22 protein-coding genes and 1 riboswitch are annotated in these 20,443 nt (G+C 61.9%); of the genes, 14 read left to right on the top strand and 8 right to left on the bottom strand.

Annotation, left to right across the window (positions count from 1 at the left end; all coding sequences use genetic code 11):
* Positions 1 to 228 precede the first annotated feature (228 nt).
* The 6 genes from OOZ53_RS05950 (at position 229) to OOZ53_RS05925 (ending at position 4,171) form a co-directional block, all read left to right on the top strand.
* Complete coding sequence (locus tag OOZ53_RS05950; RefSeq protein ID WP_271088436.1) at positions 229 to 636, top strand: AtpZ/AtpI family protein; 408 nt, start codon at positions 229 to 231, stop codon at positions 634 to 636.
* A 29-nt stretch (positions 637 to 665) separates the two neighbouring features.
* Entirely contained in the window at positions 666 to 1,415 is a 750-nt protein-coding gene (locus OOZ53_RS05945) for a F0F1 ATP synthase subunit A (protein ID WP_271088435.1), read from the top strand.
* A gap of 66 nt (positions 1,416 to 1,481) precedes the next feature.
* Positions 1,482 to 1,709, top strand: coding sequence for a F0F1 ATP synthase subunit C (locus OOZ53_RS05940; RefSeq protein WP_131569648.1), 228 nt, complete (start codon positions 1,482 to 1,484; stop codon positions 1,707 to 1,709).
* Positions 1,710 to 1,850: 141 nt separating this feature from the next.
* Complete coding sequence (locus OOZ53_RS05935; RefSeq protein WP_271088434.1) at positions 1,851 to 2,405, top strand: F0F1 ATP synthase subunit B; 555 nt, start codon at positions 1,851 to 1,853, stop codon at positions 2,403 to 2,405.
* Entirely contained in the window at positions 2,405 to 2,884 is a 480-nt protein-coding gene (locus tag OOZ53_RS05930) for a F0F1 ATP synthase subunit B (protein WP_271088433.1), read from the top strand. The genes OOZ53_RS05935 and OOZ53_RS05930 overlap by 1 nt, the downstream gene beginning before the upstream one ends.
* A 114-nt stretch (positions 2,885 to 2,998) precedes the next feature.
* Positions 2,999 to 3,164, top strand: a riboswitch (FMN riboswitch).
* Between the two features lie 95 nt (positions 3,165 to 3,259).
* Positions 3,260 to 4,171, top strand: a complete 912-nt coding sequence (locus OOZ53_RS05925) for a DMT family transporter (protein WP_271088744.1) — start codon at positions 3,260 to 3,262, stop codon at positions 4,169 to 4,171.
* Positions 4,172 to 4,180: 9 nt separating this feature from the next.
* Here OOZ53_RS05925 and OOZ53_RS05920 read toward each other — a convergent pair whose 3' ends face one another.
* Together OOZ53_RS05920 and OOZ53_RS05915 are read right to left on the bottom strand one after the other, a co-directional pair.
* Positions 4,181 to 4,873 (bottom strand): ribonuclease HII, encoded by a 693-nt coding sequence (locus OOZ53_RS05920; RefSeq protein ID WP_271088432.1) that lies wholly within the window; start codon positions 4,871 to 4,873, stop codon positions 4,181 to 4,183.
* Positions 4,874 to 5,077: 204 nt separating this feature from the next.
* Positions 5,078 to 6,235 carry a PA0069 family radical SAM protein gene (locus OOZ53_RS05915; protein ID WP_271088431.1) on the bottom strand — a complete coding sequence of 386 codons (1,158 nt, stop codon included), beginning with the start codon at positions 6,233 to 6,235 and terminating at the stop codon, positions 5,078 to 5,080.
* Between the two features lie 173 nt (positions 6,236 to 6,408).
* Between OOZ53_RS05915 and OOZ53_RS05910 the strand changes: the two genes are divergently transcribed.
* Both OOZ53_RS05910 and OOZ53_RS05905 read left to right on the top strand, forming a co-directional pair.
* Positions 6,409 to 7,191: a crotonase/enoyl-CoA hydratase family protein gene (locus tag OOZ53_RS05910; RefSeq protein ID WP_271088743.1), complete on the top strand. Its 783-nt coding sequence runs from the start codon at positions 6,409 to 6,411 to the stop codon at positions 7,189 to 7,191.
* A gap of 3 nt (positions 7,192 to 7,194) precedes the next feature.
* On the top strand, positions 7,195 to 7,998 hold the full coding sequence (locus OOZ53_RS05905; RefSeq protein ID WP_271088430.1) for an alpha/beta hydrolase: 804 nt from the start codon (positions 7,195 to 7,197) through the stop codon (positions 7,996 to 7,998).
* Positions 7,999 to 8,038: 40 nt separating this feature from the next.
* Here OOZ53_RS05905 and moaB read toward each other — a convergent pair whose 3' ends face one another.
* The 4 genes from moaB to OOZ53_RS05885 all read right to left on the bottom strand — a co-directional run bounded on the left by moaB (position 8,039) and on the right by OOZ53_RS05885 (position 12,642).
* A complete protein-coding gene (moaB, locus tag OOZ53_RS05900; protein ID WP_271088429.1) occupies positions 8,039 to 8,584 on the bottom strand; it encodes a molybdenum cofactor biosynthesis protein B in 546 nt (181 codons plus the stop codon).
* Positions 8,584 to 9,477, bottom strand: coding sequence for a 4-(cytidine 5'-diphospho)-2-C-methyl-D-erythritol kinase (locus OOZ53_RS05895; RefSeq protein ID WP_271088427.1), 894 nt, complete (start codon positions 9,475 to 9,477; stop codon positions 8,584 to 8,586). The genes moaB and OOZ53_RS05895 overlap by 1 nt, the downstream gene beginning before the upstream one ends.
* Before the next feature lie 38 nt (positions 9,478 to 9,515).
* Positions 9,516 to 11,513 carry a tetratricopeptide repeat protein gene (locus tag OOZ53_RS05890; protein ID WP_271088425.1) on the bottom strand — a complete coding sequence of 666 codons (1,998 nt, stop codon included), beginning with the start codon at positions 11,511 to 11,513 and terminating at the stop codon, positions 9,516 to 9,518.
* Between the two features lie 112 nt (positions 11,514 to 11,625).
* Positions 11,626 to 12,642: a polyprenyl synthetase family protein gene (locus OOZ53_RS05885; protein WP_271088423.1), complete on the bottom strand. Its 1,017-nt coding sequence runs from the start codon at positions 12,640 to 12,642 to the stop codon at positions 11,626 to 11,628.
* Between the two features lie 235 nt (positions 12,643 to 12,877).
* Here OOZ53_RS05885 and OOZ53_RS05880 point away from each other — a divergent pair, with 235 nt between their 5' ends.
* From OOZ53_RS05880 to glyS, 6 genes are all read left to right on the top strand, one after another.
* A complete protein-coding gene (locus tag OOZ53_RS05880) occupies positions 12,878 to 13,108 on the top strand; it encodes a putative signal transducing protein (RefSeq protein ID WP_271088742.1) in 231 nt (76 codons plus the stop codon).
* Between the two features lie 14 nt (positions 13,109 to 13,122).
* Positions 13,123 to 13,941: a tRNA1(Val) (adenine(37)-N6)-methyltransferase gene (locus tag OOZ53_RS05875; protein ID WP_271088421.1), complete on the top strand. Its 819-nt coding sequence runs from the start codon at positions 13,123 to 13,125 to the stop codon at positions 13,939 to 13,941.
* Positions 13,942 to 14,010: 69 nt separating this feature from the next.
* A complete protein-coding gene (locus tag OOZ53_RS05870; protein WP_271088420.1) occupies positions 14,011 to 14,871 on the top strand; it encodes a S49 family peptidase in 861 nt (286 codons plus the stop codon).
* 29 nt (positions 14,872 to 14,900) lie between these two features.
* The gene (locus OOZ53_RS05865; RefSeq protein ID WP_271088419.1) at positions 14,901 to 15,098 is read left to right on the top strand and encodes a hypothetical protein; all 198 of its coding nucleotides are present in this window, start codon (positions 14,901 to 14,903) and stop codon (positions 15,096 to 15,098) included.
* Positions 15,099 to 15,231: 133 nt separating this feature from the next.
* Positions 15,232 to 16,158, top strand: a complete 927-nt coding sequence (locus OOZ53_RS05860) for a glycine--tRNA ligase subunit alpha (RefSeq protein ID WP_271088740.1) — start codon at positions 15,232 to 15,234, stop codon at positions 16,156 to 16,158.
* Positions 16,159 to 16,196: 38 nt separating this feature from the next.
* Entirely contained in the window at positions 16,197 to 18,314 is a 2,118-nt protein-coding gene (gene glyS / locus OOZ53_RS05855) for a glycine--tRNA ligase subunit beta (RefSeq protein WP_271088418.1), read from the top strand.
* Positions 18,315 to 18,407: 93 nt separating this feature from the next.
* Here the strand turns inward: glyS and OOZ53_RS05850 are convergent, their stop codons facing one another.
* Together OOZ53_RS05850 and purD are read right to left on the bottom strand one after the other, a co-directional pair.
* The gene (locus OOZ53_RS05850) at positions 18,408 to 19,013 is read right to left on the bottom strand and encodes a plant virulence effector HPE1-like domain-containing protein (RefSeq protein WP_271088416.1); all 606 of its coding nucleotides are present in this window, start codon (positions 19,011 to 19,013) and stop codon (positions 18,408 to 18,410) included.
* A 102-nt stretch (positions 19,014 to 19,115) separates the two neighbouring features.
* Positions 19,116 to 20,390 carry a phosphoribosylamine--glycine ligase gene (gene purD, locus OOZ53_RS05845; protein WP_271088414.1) on the bottom strand — a complete coding sequence of 425 codons (1,275 nt, stop codon included), beginning with the start codon at positions 20,388 to 20,390 and terminating at the stop codon, positions 19,116 to 19,118.
* Positions 20,391 to 20,443: the final 53 nt, after the last annotated feature.

Here is a 20,443-nt window from a genome sequence, read left to right as displayed (position 1 = left end):
CCGTGACCGCCACGCCGCGGGCAAAGTGCCGCATTGCGGAATGATTCTGTGACACTTAAGTCTGAGAATTGGCCGGATGCGATCTAATTATATGATTTTATTGAAAAAAAATATAACTTTGCCGGTTGCGAAGCTGCCTTGACTTGGCATGAGCGTAAAACTATGTTGCGCCCGACTTCGGAACGGTCCGGTTCTCGATCGTCAGGCACCTTGTGGAGCGCGACTTTCATGAGAAAACCAGCGCAAAACAGAGGAACAGATAAAACTGCTCCTGACGATGGCGAACGGAATGATCAGGCCGATGGTCTTGAAGAGCGCCGCAGGCAGTTGGAGGCCGAACTTGCCTCCCGCCGACCGGCGGACAAACCGGGCAGGGAAGCCGAATGGGCGGGCAAGTCGTCCTACGCCAAGGCGTTTCAGCTTTCAACGGAGTTTGTCGCCGCGATCTTTGTCGGAGCACTTCTTGGCTATCTGATCGACCGCTTCCTGGGGACGACGCCGTGGGGAATGATCCTGTTTCTTCTCCTTGGTTTCGTCGCGGGGGTCCTGAATGTGATGCGTTCGGCCGGTCTGGTGGCGGATAACCGCCTTGATCCTAAGAACGGCAGGGGCAACAACCATAACGCCGATGGCTGAACAGGCCGGCGCAAAGAGAGAGGCACAAGGTGGCTAACGATCCTATCCACCAGTTCCACATCAGCAAGATCATTCCGATCGAGGTCGGCGGTCTGGACTTCTCCTTCACCAATTCGTCGCTGTTCATGGTTGCCACGGTTGCCGCGGCTTCCGGCTTCCTGTTTCTGACGACTTCCAACCGGGGCATGGTCCCGAGCCGTCTGCAGTCGGTGTCGGAGATGTGCTACGAATTCGTGGCGTCGATGCTGCGCGACGGGGCAGGGTCCGCCGGGATGCGCTTCTTCCCGATGGTGTTTTCGCTGTTCATGTTCGTGCTGGTCGCGAACCTGCTCGGCATGTTCCCCTATTTCTTCACCGTTACCAGCCACATCATCGTCACCTTCGCGCTTGCGATGCTGGTGATCGGAACCGTGGTGGTCTACGGCTTCATGAAACACGGCCTCGGCTTTCTGCACTTGTTCGTCCCGAGCGGCGTGCCCGGGGTGCTGTTGCCTCTGGTCGTTGCCATTGAGGTCATTTCCTTCCTTTCACGTCCGATCAGCCTGTCGGTTCGTCTGTTCGCCAACATGCTGGCCGGGCACATCACGCTGAAGGTTTTCGCGGGCTTCGTCACCTCGCTGAGCGCGCTGGGCGCGCTTGGAATCGGCGGCGCCATCCTGCCATTGATCATGACGGTCGCCCTGACCGGTCTGGAGTTCCTGGTCAGCTTCCTGCAGGCCTATGTCTTTGCGGTGCTCACATGCATGTACCTCAACGACGCCCTGCATCCCAGCCACTAGGAAAAGAACCCGGCGGTTGAGCCGCCAAACAGTTAGCCGCAATTATCCCATTCGAAGGAGTTCATCATGGAAGCGGAAGCAGCAAAATACATCGGCGCAGGCATTGCTTGTCTCGGCATGGGCGGCGCAGGCATCGGCCTGGGCACCATCTTCGGCAACTACCTGTCGGGCGCACTGCGCAACCCGTCGGCAGCCGACGGCCAGTTCGGCCGCCTGATCTTCGGCTTCGCCGTTACCGAAGCTCTGGGCATCTTCTCGCTGCTCGTTGCACTGCTCCTCCTGTTCGCCGTCTGATCCAGCGTTCGGTGCATCAGGCCATGCCTTCGGGTGTGGCCCGGAGCGGGTCGCCGGCAGGCGTATCGCTCCCGTTTATGGACCGCAGTGCCCGGGTGCCGATGAGCGCCCAAGGCGTTGCGGAACTCTTTGGAGGCAATCATGCTCGTAACAGCGGCCCATGCAGCCACTGAACAAGCTGCTGAACATGCGGCGGAGGGAAACTTCCCGCCGTTTGACAGCTCCACATTTGCTTCGCAGCTCCTTTGGCTGGCGATTACATTCGGCCTGTTCTACCTGTTCATGTCCCGGGTCGTGTTGCCGCGCATCGGCAGCATCCTCGAGACACGCCGCGACCGGATCGCCCAGGACCTCAACGAGGCCGAACGGCTGAAGGAAGAGGCGGATCAGGCTTTTGCCGCCTATGAGCAGGAACTGGCCGACGCCAAGTCCAAGGCGCACGATATCGCCCAGGCCGCGCGCGATGCGGCCAAGGCCGATGCTGACGAGGAGCGGGCGAAGGTCGAGGCCGATGTGACCGGCAAACTCGAAAAGGCGGAAGCCGAAATCGCCAACGTCAAGAAAAAGGCGCTGGCCGAGGTCGATGCGATTGCCGCCGACACGACGGCCGCCATCGTCAGCCAGCTGATCGGGGGCACGGTCACCAAGGCGAAGCTGAACGCGGCCGTCAAGGTTGCCGCCGAGGGGAGGGAATAATGGACGCCTCATTCTGGGCCCTGATTTCGCTCATCCTGTTCCTCGGGCTGATCGCCTATCTGAAGGTTCCCGGCATGCTGGCCAGGTCGCTCGATGACCGGGCCGACAAGATCCGCAACGAGCTGGACGAGGCGCGGCGTCTGCGCGAAGAGGCGCAACAGCTCCTTGCCGAGTATCAGCGCAAGCGCAAGGATGCCGAGAAGGAAGCCAGCGAAGTGATCGCCGCCGCCGAGCACGAGGCCGCCGGCCTTGTCGCCGAGGCCCGTGCCAAGACGGAGGAATATGTCACCCGCCGCACCGCCATGGCCGAGCAGAAGATTGCGCTCGCCGAAGCCGAGGCGGTTAACGAGGTGCGCCAGTCGGCCGTCGATATCGCGGTCGCCGCTGCTCAGAACCTCATTGCCGAGAAGGCCGATGAGAAGAAGACGGCGGAACTGTTCAAGGCGTCCGTGGCGGAGTTGAAGGATCGCCTCAACTGACGCAATCCGTCATTCGATCTTGCACTGGACAAGGCCGGGTTTTCCCGGCCTTTTCTTTTTCCCGGCTTTGCTGTATCGCTTTGTCCGCGCCGTCTGCGGTTTGGCTGCCGGCGCATTCGTTCTCAGGGCGGGGTGAAATTCCCCACCGGCGGTGACGAAGCTTTTGGCGCAAGCTGCAAGGTTTCGAAGCCCGCGAGCGCCCGGTCCGCACGGTCCGGGGTCAGCAGATTCGGTGCAACTCCGAAGCCGACGGTTACAGTCCGGATGGAAGAGAGCGGGTCAGGACACGGACGTATTCCGCCTGCGGAATGCCGATGGTCATGCCTGTATGCCCTGATTCTTATAGGTTCTTTGAAGGAACATGTGATGAATCAGATGAATTCCCACTCAAATTCGATTTCTCATCTGCGCAATCCTGCGCTGGCCGGCGCTGCCTATATGGTGCTCGGCGGGGCGGCCTTTGCGCTGGTCAATGTCGGCCTTCAGGCCGTGACCATGCGTTTCGGCATGCTGCCCGCATCGGCGGCTTTCTGGCAATATCTGATCGCCATGCTGTGCGGCCTGCCATGGATCGTCCGCACCGGTTTCGGCGTCTTGAGGACGGAAAATGCCGGCGCCCATATTGTGCGCGTGGCCCTTGCCGCGATCGGTGTCCAGTTCTGGGTCGCCGGCCTTGCATCCGTGCCCATCTGGCAGGCGATCGCGCTGATCATGACGTCGCCCTTCTTCGTCACGCTTGGCGCCGGCTTCCTGCTTGGGGAGCGCGTCGGCCCAGCGCGCTGGTTGGCGACGCTCATCGGCTTTGCCGGCGGCATGATCATCCTCGCGCCCTGGTCCGATGCCTTCACCGGCGCGACATTGCTGCCGGTCGCGGCGGCGGTGTTCTGGGCCGCGACATCCTTGATGACCAAGAAGCTGACGGAAACCGAATCCTCGCGAACGATCACGCTCTACATGCTGCTCCTGCTGGCACCCATCAATGCGGGTCTTGCAACGACGGCTGGCGGTTTCGCCATTCCCGGCATGGCCGCGGCGGCACTGATCGTTGGGGCTGGTGTGATGACCATGGCAGCCCAGTTCTTCATCGTGCGCGCCTATGCCAGCGCGGATGCGGCCTATGTGCAGCCCTTCGACCACCTGAAGCTGCCGCTCAACGTGCTGGCCGGCTGGATCGTCTTCGGATTCGTTCCGACCGGGAACCTGTGGTTCGGCTCGCTGCTGATCGTCTCCGCATCGATCTATATCGCCCACCGCGAAGCGCGCGCTCCGGCCGCCCAGGCGGCTTGATCGAGACGCTTAGGGATTGCGCCGCATGGGCCTGAAGCTCATGCGGTGTAGCGGGCAGGGGCCATTGTCGGTGATCGCCTTGCGGTGTGCAGCGGTGCCGTAGCCCGCATGGCGCTCGAAACCGAAAGCCGGAAAGTCGCCTGCCGCCCGTGCCATCATCCGGTCGCGGGTGACCTTGGCGACGATCGAGGCCGCCGCGATCGACAAGGATCGCGCATCCCCCTTGATTATCGCGCCCGCCGGGCAGATGAGGCCGGGCGGTACATCCCGTCCGTCGATCAGCGCGTGGTCTGGCCTCTCAGGCAGGGCTGCGATGGCCCTGCGCATGGCGTCGAGGCTGGCCTTGCGGATGTCGGTCCGGTCGATACGGGCAGGGCCGGACGATGCGACGGCCACGATGGCGGATGAGAGGATCCGATCGAACAGCGACTCGCGTCTCGCCTCGGACAGCTTCTTCGAGTCATCGAGCCCTTCGGGAATACTGTCCGGGCAAAGGATGACCGCAGCCGCGACGACCGGTCCTGCCAGCGGCCCGCGACCGGCCTCGTCGGTGCCCGCAATCAGCCGCGCCGGCGAGCCGGCTTCACGCTCGAGGGAAAAATCGGGGCCGTTTTCCGGCAGTGCGAAAAGTGTCGTCTGCTGTGAATTCTCGGTGCTGACGCGGGCTTTGCGCGAACGGGAATCAGGTGGGGTGCGAGACATGTGCGGCAAACTCGCACGCCCACCCGATCCCCTGCAAGTCCCTCCGGGAAGGAGCATGGTCCGGACGGCAGAGACCGGACCGTCTGCTCCCCAAAGACCGGGTTCCCGTGTAAGGCACGGTGGCGGGAACCCGGATGCGGCTTGGGGGAGGGAGCCGCCGTCATGAACGCAGTCGGGGTGGAACGGTCATGACGGAACAGGGACCTACAAGAGATTGAGCTGCACGCCGGTGCCGTGCGGCGGCGTAAACAGATCGGTACGCAAGGCGCGCCATTTCCTGTCCAGCCCAAGCTTCTTTGTGGTGATCTCGAAACGCCGCGCCAGTTGCCAGGCATAGGGACCGCTGCCCTTCATGCGCTTGGTGAACTCGGCGTCATAATCCTTGCCGCCGCGCATGGAGCGCACCAGCGACATGACGTGGCGGTAGCGGTCCGGGTAGTGGCGCAGCAGCCAGTCGCGGAAGAGCGGGCTGACCTCGAGCGGCAGGCGCAGCAGAATATAGCTTGCCGTAGAGGCGCCGGCGGCCTTTGCCGAATCGAGAATGCGCTCCATCTCGTGATCGTTCAGTCCCGGAATGATCGGCGAGGCCATGACGGCCACGGGAATGCCGGCTTCGGAAAGGCCCTTGATCGCCTCGAGCCTGCGAACCGGCGTCGAGGCGCGGGGCTCCATGGTCCGCGCGAGCTGGCGGTCCAGCGTGGTTACGGAAACAGCGACCTTGACCAGATCCTTCTCCGCCATCTGCGCCAGGATATCGATATCGCGCAGCACGGTCGCCGATTTCGTCACGATGCCGACCGGATGGTTGCAGGCGTTCAGCACCTCCAGGATCTGGCGCACGATCCGCCATTTCTTCTCGATCGGCTGATAGGGATCGGTGTTCGTGCCGATGGCGATGTAACGCGGCTTGTAGCCGGGTTTGGCAAGTTCCCGTTCCAGAAGTTTCGGCGCGTCCGGCTTGGCGAACAGGCGCGACTCGAAATCCAGGCCCGGAGACAGCCCCATGAAGGCGTGGGTTGGCCGCGCGAAACAGTAGATGCAGCCATGCTCGCAGCCCCGATAGGGATTGATCGAGCGGTCGAACGAGATGTCCGGCGATTCGTTGCGCGTAATGACGGTGCGCGGCCGCTCCACCTGCACCTCCGTCTTGAAGGCCGGAAGGTCTTCCAGTGTCTCCCAGCCATCGTCAAAGACATGACGGCTTTGCTGTTCATAGCGGCCGCTCGGATTGATGCCGGCGGCGCGTCCGCGGCGGCGGTCGATATCGATACGCATGCCGGATCGGGCGGCAAGTGCGTCGGCGACATCGGCCCGGTTTGCGGGATCGAGCGCGTTCTGCCTGAAATGCTCCAGTTCGCTCATGGAAACAGCCTTCCGTCTGCATGTGGTTTGTGAATTTATTCCTAACAAAGGAATGAGAACATATCAAGAACAAAAATGATGCCTGTGAACAGAAGTTTCAAGCCCCGACGTTGACCGCCTTCGGTGCCGGTGCCAGCATCTCGCCGGTGGAAGCCGAAATCATGGAGTGTGCGATGGACGAGGCGTCACGAAACAAGGTCCGGGTCGAACAAAGGGGGCCGGTCACGATCGTGACCATCGACCGGCCCGAACGGCGCAACGCGGTCGATCCGGAAACCGCCGGACTCCTGCGCGCCGCCTTCGAAGCGTTCGAGGCGGACGACGGCCAGTCGTCCGCCGTGCTTTACGGCGTCGGTGGCACGTTCTGCGCCGGCTTTGATCTTCACACCGTCTCCGGCGGCGAGCTGGAATATGATCCGGTGGGCGAGGGGCCGATGGGCCCGACGCGGCGGCTGTTGTCCAAGCCCGTCATTGCCGCGGTGGAAGGGCACGCGGTGGCCGGCGGCCTGGAACTGGCGCTCTGGTGCGATATGCGTGTGGCGGCGCAAAGCGCCGTCTTCGGCGTGTTCTGCAGACGCTGGGGCGTGCCGCTCATCGATGGCGGCAATGTGCGCCTGCCGCGGCTGATCGGCCACAGCCGCGCCATGGACATGATCCTGACGGGACGCCCCGTGGCGGCCGAAGAAGCGCTTTCCTTCGGCCTTGCCAATCGGCTCGTCGCCGATGGAAAAGCGCTGGAGGAAGCGATTGCGCTGGCGAACGATCTTGCGCGCTTCCCGCAGACCTGCCTCAGGACCGACCGGATGACCGCCTATCGTCAGTGGGGCATGGATGTCGGTGATGCGCTGCGCCTTGAGGGCATGGAGGGCGAGAAACCCGTGCGAGAGGAGGCGCGGAAAGGGGCATCGCGCTTCTCTTCGGGCAAGGGCCGGTCGGGCAATTTCGAGGAAATCTGAAAATTGATATGGACGCTCAAGATCGCGATGGTGCTGGCCGGCCTTTATGCGGCGATCGTCGTCGCGGCCTATTTCCTGCAGACGCAGTTGATTTTCCCGGCCGGCCTTGTCGGACAGGGCGGCGGCGCGCCGCCGAACAGCAGCAATGTCGAATTGAAAACACCCGACGGAGAAACGGTTGTCCTGGTGCGCATGTCGCCGATAGCCGGTGAAGCCGGAGAGCGGCCGATATTGCTCGGCTTTGGCGGCAACGCCTGGAGCGCCAACGCTCTTGCCGCCATGCTGCATCAGATGTTTCCGGAATACGAAATCGCGGCGATGCACTATCGCGGATATGGGCCAAGCAGCGGCCGGCCCTCGGCGCGCGCGCTGTTTGAGGACGCCGCCCTTGCTTATGATCACCTGAGCGGGCAGGCGGGGGTGGTTGCGGTCGGCCTCAGCATCGGCGCCTCGGTCGCCGTCGATCTGGCCGCGAACCGGCCCCTCAAGGGGCTCGTCCTTGTCACGCCCTTCGATTCGCTGAAGGAACTCGCTGCAACCCATTATCCATGGCTGCCGGTGCGCCTGTTCCTGCGCCATCGCATGGAAAACGCCGCGACACTGCGCGACCTGAAACTGCCCGTCGCAATCATAACCGCCGAACACGACATTGTCGTCCCGGATGCGCGTTCGAAGCCGGTTCGCGAGGCGTCGGCCGATCTCCGCGCGGATATCGTCATCGACGGCGCTGGCCACAATGACATCTACGAACGGGCCGAATTCGAGGCGTCGCTGCGCAAATCGGTCGCGGCGGTTTCCGCAGACTAGGGAAAAAGTACCCGAACCTCGCAGGTTCGGATAGCGGCGATCATTTGCCGCGTTTCAGATGCTCGTCCAGCCGCGGCATGATCTCGATGAAATTGCACGGCATGTGCCGGTAGTCGAGCTGCTGCTTGAGGATCCCGTCCCAGGCGTCCTTGCAGGCGCCCGGCGAGCCCGGCAGGACGAACACATAGGTCGCGTTGATGACGCCGCCCGTTGCCCGCGACTGGATGGTTGATGTGCCGATCTTGTCGTAGGAAATGCGGTGGAAGACCTCAGAGAAACCGTCCATTTGTTTCTCGAACAGCGGCGTGACGGCTTCCGGCGTGACATCGCGGCCGGTAAATCCGGTGCCGCCGGTGGTGATGACGACATCGATGTCAGGATCTTGCGCCCAGCCGCTGACGCGGGCGGCGATCTTTTCCACATCGTCGGTAACGATATCGCGCGTCGCCAGCGTGTGGCCGGCGTCCTCGATGCGGCCCGCCAGTGTGGCGCCCGATTTGTCGTCCTCCAGGCTGCGGCTGTCCGATACCGTCAGCACCGCGATCTTGACCGGGATGAACGGACGCGATTCGTCAATTCTCGACATCAGCCGTCTCCTGTTGCTCCGGGCGTGCCGCCCGTCATTGTGGAACGCACCCACCAGTGCGGATATCTGTCGCGCAGCAATTCGCCCGCAAGCCGTGCCTCGACCGGATCATGGAATATGCCAAAGCAGGTCGCGCCGGAACCCGACATGCGCGCAAGCAGCGGATGGCAGGCTCCAAGCGCCGCAAGCACTTCATCGACAACCGGCGCGATATGCGCGGCCGGCAGTTGCAGATCGTTGCGTGTGGCCGCGAGCGCTGCAACGATGCCATTCAAGTCGCCTGAAATGTCAGGAAGGTCCAGCACATCGTTGTTTTTATTGGTCAGTTCCGCGAACACATCCGCAGTCGCAACCGCTTCCAGCGGATTGACCAACACAACCGGTAAAACCGGCAGTGTGTCGATGGCTGTGATGTTCTCGCCCGCACCGCGCGCAATCAGGGGCCGGGAGACGAGGCACATCGGAACATCGGCGCCGAGGCCCGCAGCAATGGCCGGAAGATCGATATCGTCGGGCGACAGATCCCACAGGCGCATGAGCCCGCGCAGGCAGGCCGCCGCATCGGCCGACCCGCCGCCGATCCCCGATGCGACCGGCAGGTTCTTCTCAAGACCTATCGCTGTGCGGGGCGCTGGAAGGCCGCGTTTCTCGGCCGCCCGGCGCAGGCTGCTTCGGGCCTTGAAGACCAGATTATCTTCATTTGCTGCGAGTTCGCCGGCAAAGACACCGCTGATCGACAGGCTGTCATGGTTGCTCGTCCGGAATGTCAGAACGTCGCCGAGCTCGGTGAAGGCGACAAGGCTTTCAATCAGATGATAGCCATCAGCGCGCCGACCGGTGACATGGAGCGCAAGATTGATCTTCGCCCGCGCGGTTTCGACCGTCTCGTCCATGGCGCTACAGGTCCAATCCAACCCGGATTTGCTTTAATTCACGGCAGCCGGATGATTTGTCCCGGATGGATGACGTCGGCACCTTCCTTCAGCGAAGGATTGAGCAGAAGGATTTCACGATATCGATTGCCGTCGCCGAGCACTTCGTCGGCAATTGTCCAAAGCGTCTGTCCGGGCTTGACCTTGTATTCCGTCGTCGTTTTCAGCGGCGCGTTGTCCAGCTGGCTCTTTTTGGGCTCATCATCGGATTTCATCGAGCCGTCGACATCGTTCTTTTCACCGTCGGTATTGGCGGCGGATGGCGCCTTGGGAGCCAGGTCCGGCAGTCCCTTTTCCAGCTTTGACCGGATTTTGGGGATCTCGGTGAGTTCGGGTTCCATGGTCAGCGACCGCTCCCACTGATAGCGGGCCTCGAGGCGCCGGCCGGCACGCCAGTAGGCATCACCGAGATGGTCGTTGATGGTCGGATCGCCCGGGCGAATTTCCACGGCGCGTTCCAGTTCCTGCACGGCGTTCTCGTAGTCGCCGAGGCGGTAATAGGCCCAGCCGAGCGAATCGACGATATAGCCGTCATTCGGGCGCAGCCGCACCGCCTCCCGGATCAGATCCATACCCTTTTCAAGATGGATGTTCATGTCGATCCAGGAATAGCCGAGATAATTCATCACCTGCGGCTGGTTCGGATAGAGTTCCAGCGCCCGCTCGAAGTTCGGTTCGGCCTTTTCCCATTCCTTCAGCCGTTCATAGGCGATGCCGCGCTGATAAAAGATGTTCCAGTGCGAACGGTCCGGCAGGACGCCGATTGCCTGCACGGCGCGGTCGTAATTGTCCGCCATGGCCCGGTAGTCCTTGGCACTCGAAAGCACGCTGCCATAGGCGATATAGGAGCGCATGTCGGACGGGTCGTCCTCGATGAGCTTCACCAGGTGCTGCTTCGCTTCGTCCAGGCGCCCGAGATCGGCGAGATTCAGGCCGAGTTGCAGCTCTGATTCCCGGTGCAGGAGCGAATCCTCCGGAATGCTCTGGTAGATCGCGATCGCTCTTTCCGGTTGACCGTGGTTTTCCGCAAGGCTGCCGAGCATGATCAGCGTTGCCGCATTCTTCGGATCGAGCACCTTTGCAAAATTCAGGTACAGGGAAACGAAATCCTCGGCTCCGCTGCGATTAAGGGCGCTGCCGATCGTATAGAGGACCGCCGACGCGCCTTCGGACGCAGTGCGTATTTCGGCGCGCGGAAGGTTGTCGGCTTCGATGCGCTCGCCCATCGTCTTCAGCGGCGCGTAGCCGGGAGCAAACGCGCTTCCGGTCGCAATCGCGTCGAGCGCCTTCTGTTTGCCGCCCGCGCGCGCCTCCATGCCGGCCAGCGCCATGGCGGCGCGGATATAGGTGTCCGGCGCCATGCCGGCGCTGTTCTGATCGGTGATCACCTCGGTATAGAGGCGTCGTGCATCCTCATTGTTGCCGAGCGCCTCCTGCAGGGCCGCACTGTGAAAACCCTTGAATATGCCGTACCATTCCGGACCTTCCAGCGCATCGATGATTTCCTGCGCCTTTTCGCCCTGGCCGTCGCCGAAATAGGCCCAGGACTGCAGCAGGCCGTGCAACAGGCGCTCCAGATCGCTGACGCCGGAATAGTCCAGCAGCGTTTGCGCATTCTTGAATTCGCGCTGCCGGATCGCGTTGATGCCAAGTGCCAGGCGGGCGGTGCTCTCGATCACCGGATCGCCCTTGAGGCCCTCGGCGAGGGCCACACCCTCATCGAAATCGCCATTGTTGAAGTAAAGGACCATCAGCCGCTGCTTGATGTCGGAATTGTCCTCTTCGAAATCGAGCGCCTTGCGGTAGAGGTCGATGGCGGTTTTCGTGTCGCGATCGGCCTCGGCCGTGCGTCCCGCCAGAATTGCGCCGGCGAAGCTGTCCACGGTTCCGGTTCTGAAGTCGTCCGCGTTGCGTTCGCCCTCGGCCGCCGCTGGCAGAGCAATCATCAGGCTGATGACTGCTGCGCTGGCGGTCATGGAAAGTGATTTAAGCCGCATCTGATCCTGTTCCCGCTCCAATTGTCAGCAAAAGCGATTCCTTGTCTTTGGGCCAAAGCATGGCCTTTTTCGGCCTGCGCGGCAAGCACGCGGGATAAGTGACCGTTTTCGGTCAGTTAACGCGGCTGATGCAGAAATCAATGACTTCGAGCAGCGCCGACTTGGCCGGCGTATCCGCCATCGGCGCAAGCGCGTCGCGCGCAATCGCGCCATAGTGCTCGGCGCGCGCGATCGTGTCCGTCAACGCGTTCGATTGCGCGATCAGCGAAAGCGCCTTGTCCAGCGCCGCATCGTCATTGTTGCCGTTTTCGATGGCCGACCGCCAGAAGGTCCGTGCCTCGTCATTGCCGCGGCGGTAGGAAAGCACGACCGGCAGCGTGATCTTGCCCTCGCGGAAGTCGTCGCCGACATTCTTGCCGAGATCCTGCGCCGAGCCGCCATAGTCGAGCACATCGTCGACAAGCTGGAAGGCAAGGCCCAGATTGGTGCCATAGGAGCGCAGGGCATCGCGGTCCGCCTTGGTCGCGCCGGCGATAATCGGACCGACCTCCGCCGCAGCCGAAAAAAGCGCGGCGGTCTTGGCGCGAATGACGGCGAGATAGTCGTCTTCCGTCGTCTCCATGTTCTTTGCGACCGAAAGCTGAAGGACCTCGCCCTCGGCAATGATGGACGCGGCATTGGAAAGCACGTCCAGCGCGTCGATCGAGCCGACCTCGACCATCATCTTGAACGCCTGGCCGAGCAGGAAATCGCCGACCAGCACGCTGGCCTGGTTTCCCCAGATCATGCGGGCGGTGGATTTGCCCCGGCGCAGGTCGCTTTCATCGACGACATCGTCGTGCAGCAGTGTCGCCGTATGCATGAACTCGACGCTGGTGGCGAGTTTGACGTGGCCGTCGCCCCGGTAGCCGAACATGTTCGCCGCGGCCAGGGTCAGCATGGGCCGCAGCCGTTTGCCGCCCGACGAGATCAGGTGGTTCGCCACTTCCGGGATCATTTCGACGTCCGATCCCGCCTTGGCAAGGATCAGCTGGTTGACCATCCCCATATCGGATTTGGTCAGTTCGACCAGCGGCTTCACCGACGCGGTATTCTTGCTTTTGTCCTCGAGCGGAACGACAACACCCAAAATGCAGACTCCTCAAATGCTTCGACAGACAATAGAAACTGGCCGGTTCGGGTACAAGTGAAGAATCGCCGCACCACCTTGTTTCAAGCCGACTTTCGCTCACATTTGCGTGCCGACGGCCATCGCTGATGACAAATGGGCCGCAGTTCTGCATATAAGGGCGGATACCCCGGCGGCAATGGTTCCCGGGCCGGTCGCCACGCAATCGTCAAACAATCCGAAAGGCCTTGAAAACATGGAGGAATTGATCCGAACCAACAATGTCGTCACGCTCTCCTTTGTCGGATCGCTCCTCAAGGAGGCCGGCATCCAGTATTTCATCGCAGATGAGAATATGAGTGTGCTGGACGGATCGATCAACGCGCTTTCAAGACGGCTGCTCGTCGACGCCGAGCGCGTCGAGGAAGCGCGCAGGCTTGTTGAAGGCGCAGGTCTTGGCGACGAGCTCCGACAGCCGGGCTTATGACGGAACGGCCGGATATGGCCGCAAAGGCAGCGCCAGAGGCGCCGGAAACCACGGTCGACGCATTTCACCGGGGCCGCTTTTTCCTCGTTCAGCCGAAGGGCAGGGGCCACCGCGCCGGTGTCGACGCCATGCTGCTGGCGTCGCTGGTTCCCGGCGATACGACCGGCAAGCTGGCTGATTTCGGTGCAGGCTCCGGTGCGGCCGGCATGGCTGTCGCAAGCAGAAACGACGCTATGGACGTGGTCCTGATCGAGCGCTCGCCGCAAATGGTGCAGCTGGCGCGGAAATCCGTCCTGTTGCCGCAAAATGCCGGCTTTGCGGGTCGCGTGACCGTGCTTTCCGCCGATGTGACCCTGACCGGGCGTGAACGCCTTGCCGCAGGGTTGGAAGACGTCTCGTTCGACCACGTCATCATGAATCCGCCTTTTAACGATGTGAACGACCGGGCGACACCGGATGCGCTGAAGGCGCAAGCGCATGCGATGACGGACCAGCTTTTCGAACGATGGATCAGGACGGCGAGCGCCGTTTGCAGACCGTCAGGCCAGTTGTCGCTGATTGCGCGGCCGCAATCGCTGCTTGAAATCCTGCATGCCTGCCGCAACCGTTTCGGCGGGTTGCAGGCGATCCCGGTTCATCCGCGCCCCGACGAGGATGCCATTCGCATATTGTTGACAGGCATCAAGGGTAGCCGGGCGCGATTGACGTTTCGCCCGCCGCTTTTCGTTCACGAGGCGGGCAAACAGGCGTTTTCTTCCAAGGTCGACGACCTGAACAATGGCCGCGCCACCATCAGCCGCAATTCCAACTCGCTTGACCGGCTCCGCCTTTGACCGGCCATTGTGTTTTGCCGGAAATGACTTACATCAGGCGGCAGACAGTCAAGCAACAGGGCAGATTTAATGGCGTCCTTCAGGTCTCTACTCCCGCGGCGTTTCAGGCGCAGCGATATCACGATACCAGTGGTCCGGCTTCAGGGCGCGATCATGGCCGGCGGGTCGCAATTCCGGCCCGCTTTGAACATGGCGACGGCGGCGCCGCTGCTTGAGAAGGCCTTTGCCGACAAGCGGGCGCCCGCCGTTGCCATCATCGTCAATTCACCCGGCGGCTCACCCGTGCAGTCGCGCCTGATTTTCCGACGTATCCGCGATCTCGCGGAGGAGAAGGAAAAGAAGGTCTATGTCTTTGTCGAGGACCTGGCAGCTTCCGGCGGCTACATGATTGCAATTGCCGGCGACGAGATCATCGCCGATCCCTCTTCGATCGTCGGTTCCATCGGAGTCGTATCGGCGAGTTTCGGTTTTGACGAGATGATCAAGAAGATCGGCGTTGACCGGCGCGTCTATACGGCCGGAAAGAACAAGGTGACACTCGATCCGTTTCAGCCGGAAAAGAAGGCCGATGTCGATCACCTCAAGAGACTGCAGCTCGAGGTCCACGACGTCTTCATCAATCTGGTCAAGGAGCGCCGCGGAACGAAGCTTGCCGACGATGACGACCTCTTCTCCGGCCTGTTCTGGTCGGGCCTGAAAGGCAAGGAACTCGGCCTTGTCGATTCGCTTGGCGATCTGCGGAGTGTTCTGAAGGAGCGCTACGGAGAAAAGACGCAATTGCGGCTCATCACCATGCCGCGCGGCCTTTTCGGCCGCAGGATGGCCGGCGCAGGATTGGGCGACATGTCCACGCGGATTGCCGGCACCGCTGCCGCCGGCCTTATGGAAGCGGTCCAGGAAAGGGCGCTCTGGGGGCGCTACGGCCTTTAGGCTGTGGTGTTCCAAAGGGGGAGGCAAAGATGGTTCAGATCCTGCTTTTGATCGCCGTGCTTATCGTCGGCTGGATGGGATACAAGCGTTTCCTGAAAGAAGCCGAGCGGGTCAGCAAGTCGGTGCGGCGGCACGAGAAGGAAGCCAAGACCGGAGCGCAGGGGACACTGGTCGAGGATCCGAAAACAGGCGAATACCGCCTCGAGAAGGACGAGGACGGGAATTAGCGTCCAACGCGATCCATCATTGCCGGACGTAAACCCTTGACCGCGCAGGGCGCGCGTGGCACCTGTCGCGCCGAATTCCATTTGTGTCCGGAACCGATCCATGACTTCGTCAGCGCGCGCAGAGGCGTCCTCACTGCATCCGAGCCGTTCGTTCCAGGGGCTTATCCTGGCCCTGCATAATTATTGGGCCGAATATGGCTGCGTTATCCTGCAACCCTATGACATGGAAGTGGGCGCAGGCACCTTCCACCCGGCGACCACGCTTCGCTCACTCGGCCCGCGCCCGTGGAACGCCGCCTATGTGCAGCCCTCGCGCCGGCCGACCGACGGCCGCTATGGCGAGAACCCCAACCGTCTTCAGCACTATTACCAGTATCAGGTGCTCTTGAAGCCGTCTCCGCCCAATCTGCAGGAGCTGTATCTCGGATCGCTGGAGGCGATCGGTATCGACCCGCTGCTGCATGATCTGCGCTTTGTCGAGGATGACTGGGAAAGCCCGACGCTGGGCGCCTGGGGTCTCGGCTGGGAGTGCTGGTGCGACGGCATGGAGGTTTCGCAATTCACCTATTTCCAGCAGGTTTGCGGCATCGAATGTTCACCGGTTTCCGGCGAGCTCACCTACGGGCTTGAGCGTCTGGCGATGTATGTCCAGGGTGTCGACAATGTCTACGATCTCAACTTCAATGGCGGCGCGGACAATGACAGGGTGACCTATGGCGAGGTCTTCCTGCAGGCTGAGCAGGAATATTCGCGCTACAATTTCGAGTTCGCCAACACACAAACCCTGCTGCGCCATTTCGATGACGCCGAGGCGGAATGCCGGGCGCTGCTGGAGCAGGGGGCCGCTGGACTCGATCCTGCGCAGGCACACAAATGCGTGCTGCCGGCCTACGATCAGTGCATCAAGGCATCGCATGTTTTCAATCTGCTCGATGCGCGCGGGGTCATCTCGGTGACGGAACGCCAAAGCTACATCCTGCGCGTGCGAAACCTCTCGAAAATGTGCGGCGAAGCCTTTCTGAGGACCGAGGCCGGCGGTTTTTCCGCCGACGCGGCCTGATCCGGTCCCGATCGTGATTATTTGGAAATGAGTTGAAGATGCCTGACCTGTTGCTCGAACTCCGCTCCGAGGAAATCCCGGCCCGCATGCAGCGCAAGGCCGCCGGCGACCTGAAGAAACTGGTCACGGACGGGCTGGTCGACGCCGGACTGACCTATGAAGCGGCCCGGGAATACTGGACGCCGCGGCGGCTGACGCTCGACGTGCGCGGCGTGACCGCGCGCTCGGCCGATATCCGCGAGGAAAGGAAGGGGCCGCGTACGGACGCGCCGGAAAAGGCGATCGCCGGTTTCCTGCGCGGCGCAGGGCTCGAATCCATCGAGCACGCAACGGTCAAATCCGATCCGAAAAAAGGCGATTTCTATGTTGCCGTGATCGAAAAGCCGGGCCGTCCCGCCGAGGACATTGTCGCCGACATCATGCCCGGCATCATCCGCGATTTTCCCTGGCCGAAATCCATGCGTTGGGGCGAGGCTTCCGCACGGCCCGGATCCCTGCGCTGGGTGCGTCCGTTGCAGTCGATCGTCTGCACCTTCGGTCCGGAAACCGAGGAGCCTGTTGTCGTGGAATTCGAGATCGGTGCTCTGAAGTCGGGCAATGTCACCTACGGACACCGCTTTCACGCGCCCGGACCGATTACGGTGCGCCGCTTCGACGACTATGCCGAACAGCTTGAAAAGGCCCGGGTCGTTTTGGATGCAGACCGCCGCCGCGAGATCATCCTGTCCGATGCGCGAAACCTTGCCTTTGCACAAGGATTCGAACTGGTTGAGGACGACGCGCTGGCCGATGAGGTGTCCGGTCTTGTCGAGTGGCCGGTGATCCTGATGGGCGAATTCGAGGAGGACTTCCTGTCCATTCCGCCCGAGGTTGTCCGGCTGACCATCAAGGAAAACCAGAAATGTTTCGTGCTTCGCCCGCAGGGCCGGCCCGGCGAACTCACCAACCGATTCATCATCACGGCGAATATCGAGGCCAGCGACGGCGGCAAGGAGATCGCCCATGGCAACGGCAAGGTGGTGCGCGCCCGTCTTGCCGACGCGCTGCACTTCTGGAAGACCGACCAGGCCGATCTGCCCGACCTCGACACGCTATCGGCATCCGCCGCGAGCCTTGGTCTTGATCTTGCAAAGCCGCTCGACCAGCGCATGGCGAAGCTCGATGCCCTTAATGTGACGTTCCATGCGAAGCTGGGAACGCAGGGGCAACGCATTGGCCGTATCCGCAACCTGGCAAGGCAGCTTGCGCCGGTTGTCGGTTGCGACGTGCAAACGGCGGACCGGGCGGTATTGCTGGCAAAGGCGGATCTGACGACCGAAGCGGTCGGCGAGTTCCCGGAACTGCAGGGCACGATGGGCCGCAAATATGCCCTGCTGCAAGGCGAGCCTGCCGAAGTGGCCGCCGCGATCGAGGAACACTACAAGCCGCAGGGACCGTCCGACGACGTGCCCTCAAGTCCGGTTTCCGTCACCGTGGCGCTGGCCGACAAGCTCGACACCTTGAACGGTTTCTGGTCGATCGACGAGAAACCGACCGGATCGAAGGATCCCTATGCGCTGCGGCGCGCGGCGCTGGGCGTGATCCGGCTGGTGCTGGAAAACGAAATTCGCCTGCCGCTGTCCGGTTTCGGCGTTTCTGAGGATCTCCTGGCGTTCTTTCACGACCGCTTGAAAGTCTATCTGCGGGACAAGGGCGCGCGACACGATCTGATCGATGCAGTGATATCTCCGGATGAGGACGATCTCCTGATAGTCTGCAAACGGGTCGAGGCCCTTGCTGAACTGCTGGAATCCGATGACGGGAAGAACCTGCTGGCGGGGACCAAGCGGGCTGCCAACATTCTTGTCGCGGAAGAAAAGAAGAAGACCCATATCGCACACGATGTGGATGCGGCGCTGCTGACCGAGCCCGCCGAGAAGTCATTGTCCGATGCGATCGACAAGGCCGAAGTCAGTGCGGCAGCGGCCGTCGGGAACGAGGATTTTGCCGGCGCGATGCGTGCGCTCGGAAGTTTACGGCAACCGGTGGACACGTTCTTCGACGACGTGCTGGTCAATGCCGAGGACGATGCGGTGCGCGCCAACCGTCTGGCGCTGCTGCGCCGCATCCGCGCGGCTACGGAAACGGTCGCGGATTTTTCAAGGATCAACGGATAGCGCAAACCAAAGGGCGCCCGACATGAGCGCCCATGCAAAAAGGGGTGAAACGATGTTCACCCCTTTGACAAGTGTGCAGACCTGAACGCCCGGCTATTGGGTCGGGCGCAACTCGATGATTTCCGGACCGTTATTGTGCGGCTGTTGGCCGCCCTCGGGCGCCTGTTGGCCGGCATTGTCGTGCTGCGCGTCGTTCATGTTCACAGAAGACGTCTGCGAGGCACCGTCGACACCGTCCCGGCGGATGTTGTTTTCGCCGACTTCCTCGACATTGAACTCGCCGCCGCCTTCGAAAGTGGTGCCGCTGTCGGCAACAATCGGCTCGGCGCCGGGCTGAATGTGGATCGTGCCGTGATGTTCCGAGGCCACGGTTGTGCCGGCCTTCGTATGGGTAACGGTTTCACCGGCAAATTGCGGGCTGGAATGCGATGCCTTTACGGTGCGCACGGCACTGCCGCCCATCATGTTGTCGGTCTGGACGGTTTTCTTTTTGCCGCCGATTTCCGCTTCGATCACCTCGACGCCATGGACGTCGGGACCCGTTTTCTTCGGCTTCAAAGGCGGACAGGTCGAGCAGTCGACCTCGATGACACTGCCCGCGCCGAGCGCATCGGAAGTTACGTTGATGACCGAGTCGCCGGCCAGCGCCGGACCAACGGCCAGTGCCAGAAACGATGTGAATGCGATAAGCCGCGTCATGTCATTCTCCAGGGTTTTCCCCCTGAAGTTAGCAGACAAGCCTTTTCAACCGGTTTTCAGGCATGGTTAACGTTCCGCAAACGCGAAAGCGCCGAAATCCGCCTATTTTTCGCGGGCGATGGCCCGCCAGCCGATATCGCGCCGGCAGAACCCTTCAGGCCAGTCGATCAGGTCGACCGCCATATAGGCCTGGTCGTGGGCTGCCTTGACATTGGCGCCGAGCGCCGTGACGCCGAGGACCCGGCCGCCATTGGCGACGATCTCATCGCCGTCGAGCGCCGTCCCGGCATGGAAGATCTCGACATCATGCAGGGCGGAGGCCGCTTCGAGATTGCGGATCTTCGAGCCCTTTTCGTAGGGGCCGGGATACCCCTTTGTCGCCATCACGACACACAGGGCGGCCTCGTCGATCCAGCGCGCACTCATGGTCCACAGCAATTCATCGGCCGCCGCTTTCATCAGCATCAGGATGTCGTCCTTCAGACGCATCATCAGAACCTGACACTCGGGATCGCCGAAACGGACATTGTATTCGATGAGCTGCGGGCCGGATTCCGTGATCATCAGGCCGGCGTAGAGTACGCCGGTAAAAGGCGTGCCGCGATCGGCCATGCCGCGCAGCGTCGGCTTGATGATCCGCTCCATTGTCTGCTCGACAAGTTCATCCGTCATCACGGGAGCGGGTGAGTAGGCACCCATGCCGCCGGTGTTCGGCCCGGTATCGCCGTCGCCGACGGGCTTGTGATCCTGCGCCGTGGTCAGGGGCAGGGCGTTGGTGCCGTCGCAGATGCAGAAAAAGCTGGCTTCCTCGCCTTCGAGAAATTCCTCGACAACGACTTCCGCGCCCGCTTCGCCGAATGCGCCCTCGAAACAGTCATCGATCGCAGCCAGTGCCTCTTCGACGGTCCTTGCGACGGTCACCCCCTTGCCGGCGGCCAGCCCGTCGGCCTTGATGACGATCGGCGCACCCGTTTCCCGCGTATAGGCCTTGGCCTTCGGCGCGTTGTTGAAGCGCATATAGGCGCCGGTCGGAATGTTGTAGCGGTCGCAAAGATCCTTGGTGAATCCCTTCGATCCTTCGAGCTGTGCTGCTGCCGCCGTCGGGCCGAATACGGGAATCCCGGCTTCGTGGAGGGAATCGGCGATGCCCGCGACGAGCGGCGCTTCAGGGCCGACAACCACGAGGCTGACTTCGTTCTCCGCGCAGAACACGACCACGGCGTGGTGATCGGAAACATCGAGATCCACGCACTCCGCCTCCTGCGCGATCCCCGGATTTCCGGGGGCGCAGTAGAGTTTTTGAAGAACCGGCGAGGCCGCGATCTTCCAGGCAAGGGCGTGTTCGCGGCCACCGGAACCAATCAAAAGCACATTCATTGCCGCTATCCCCCGTGTCGCGTTTTGTCACCGCGCATCGCGCTGTTCCCGAT

Origin of the sequence: Allohoeflea poritis (assembly GCF_027889715.1) — a bacterium.
Lineage (GTDB): Bacteria > Pseudomonadota > Alphaproteobacteria > Rhizobiales > Rhizobiaceae > Hoeflea_A > Hoeflea_A poritis.
This window is presented reverse-complemented; position numbering and strand designations above follow the sequence as displayed.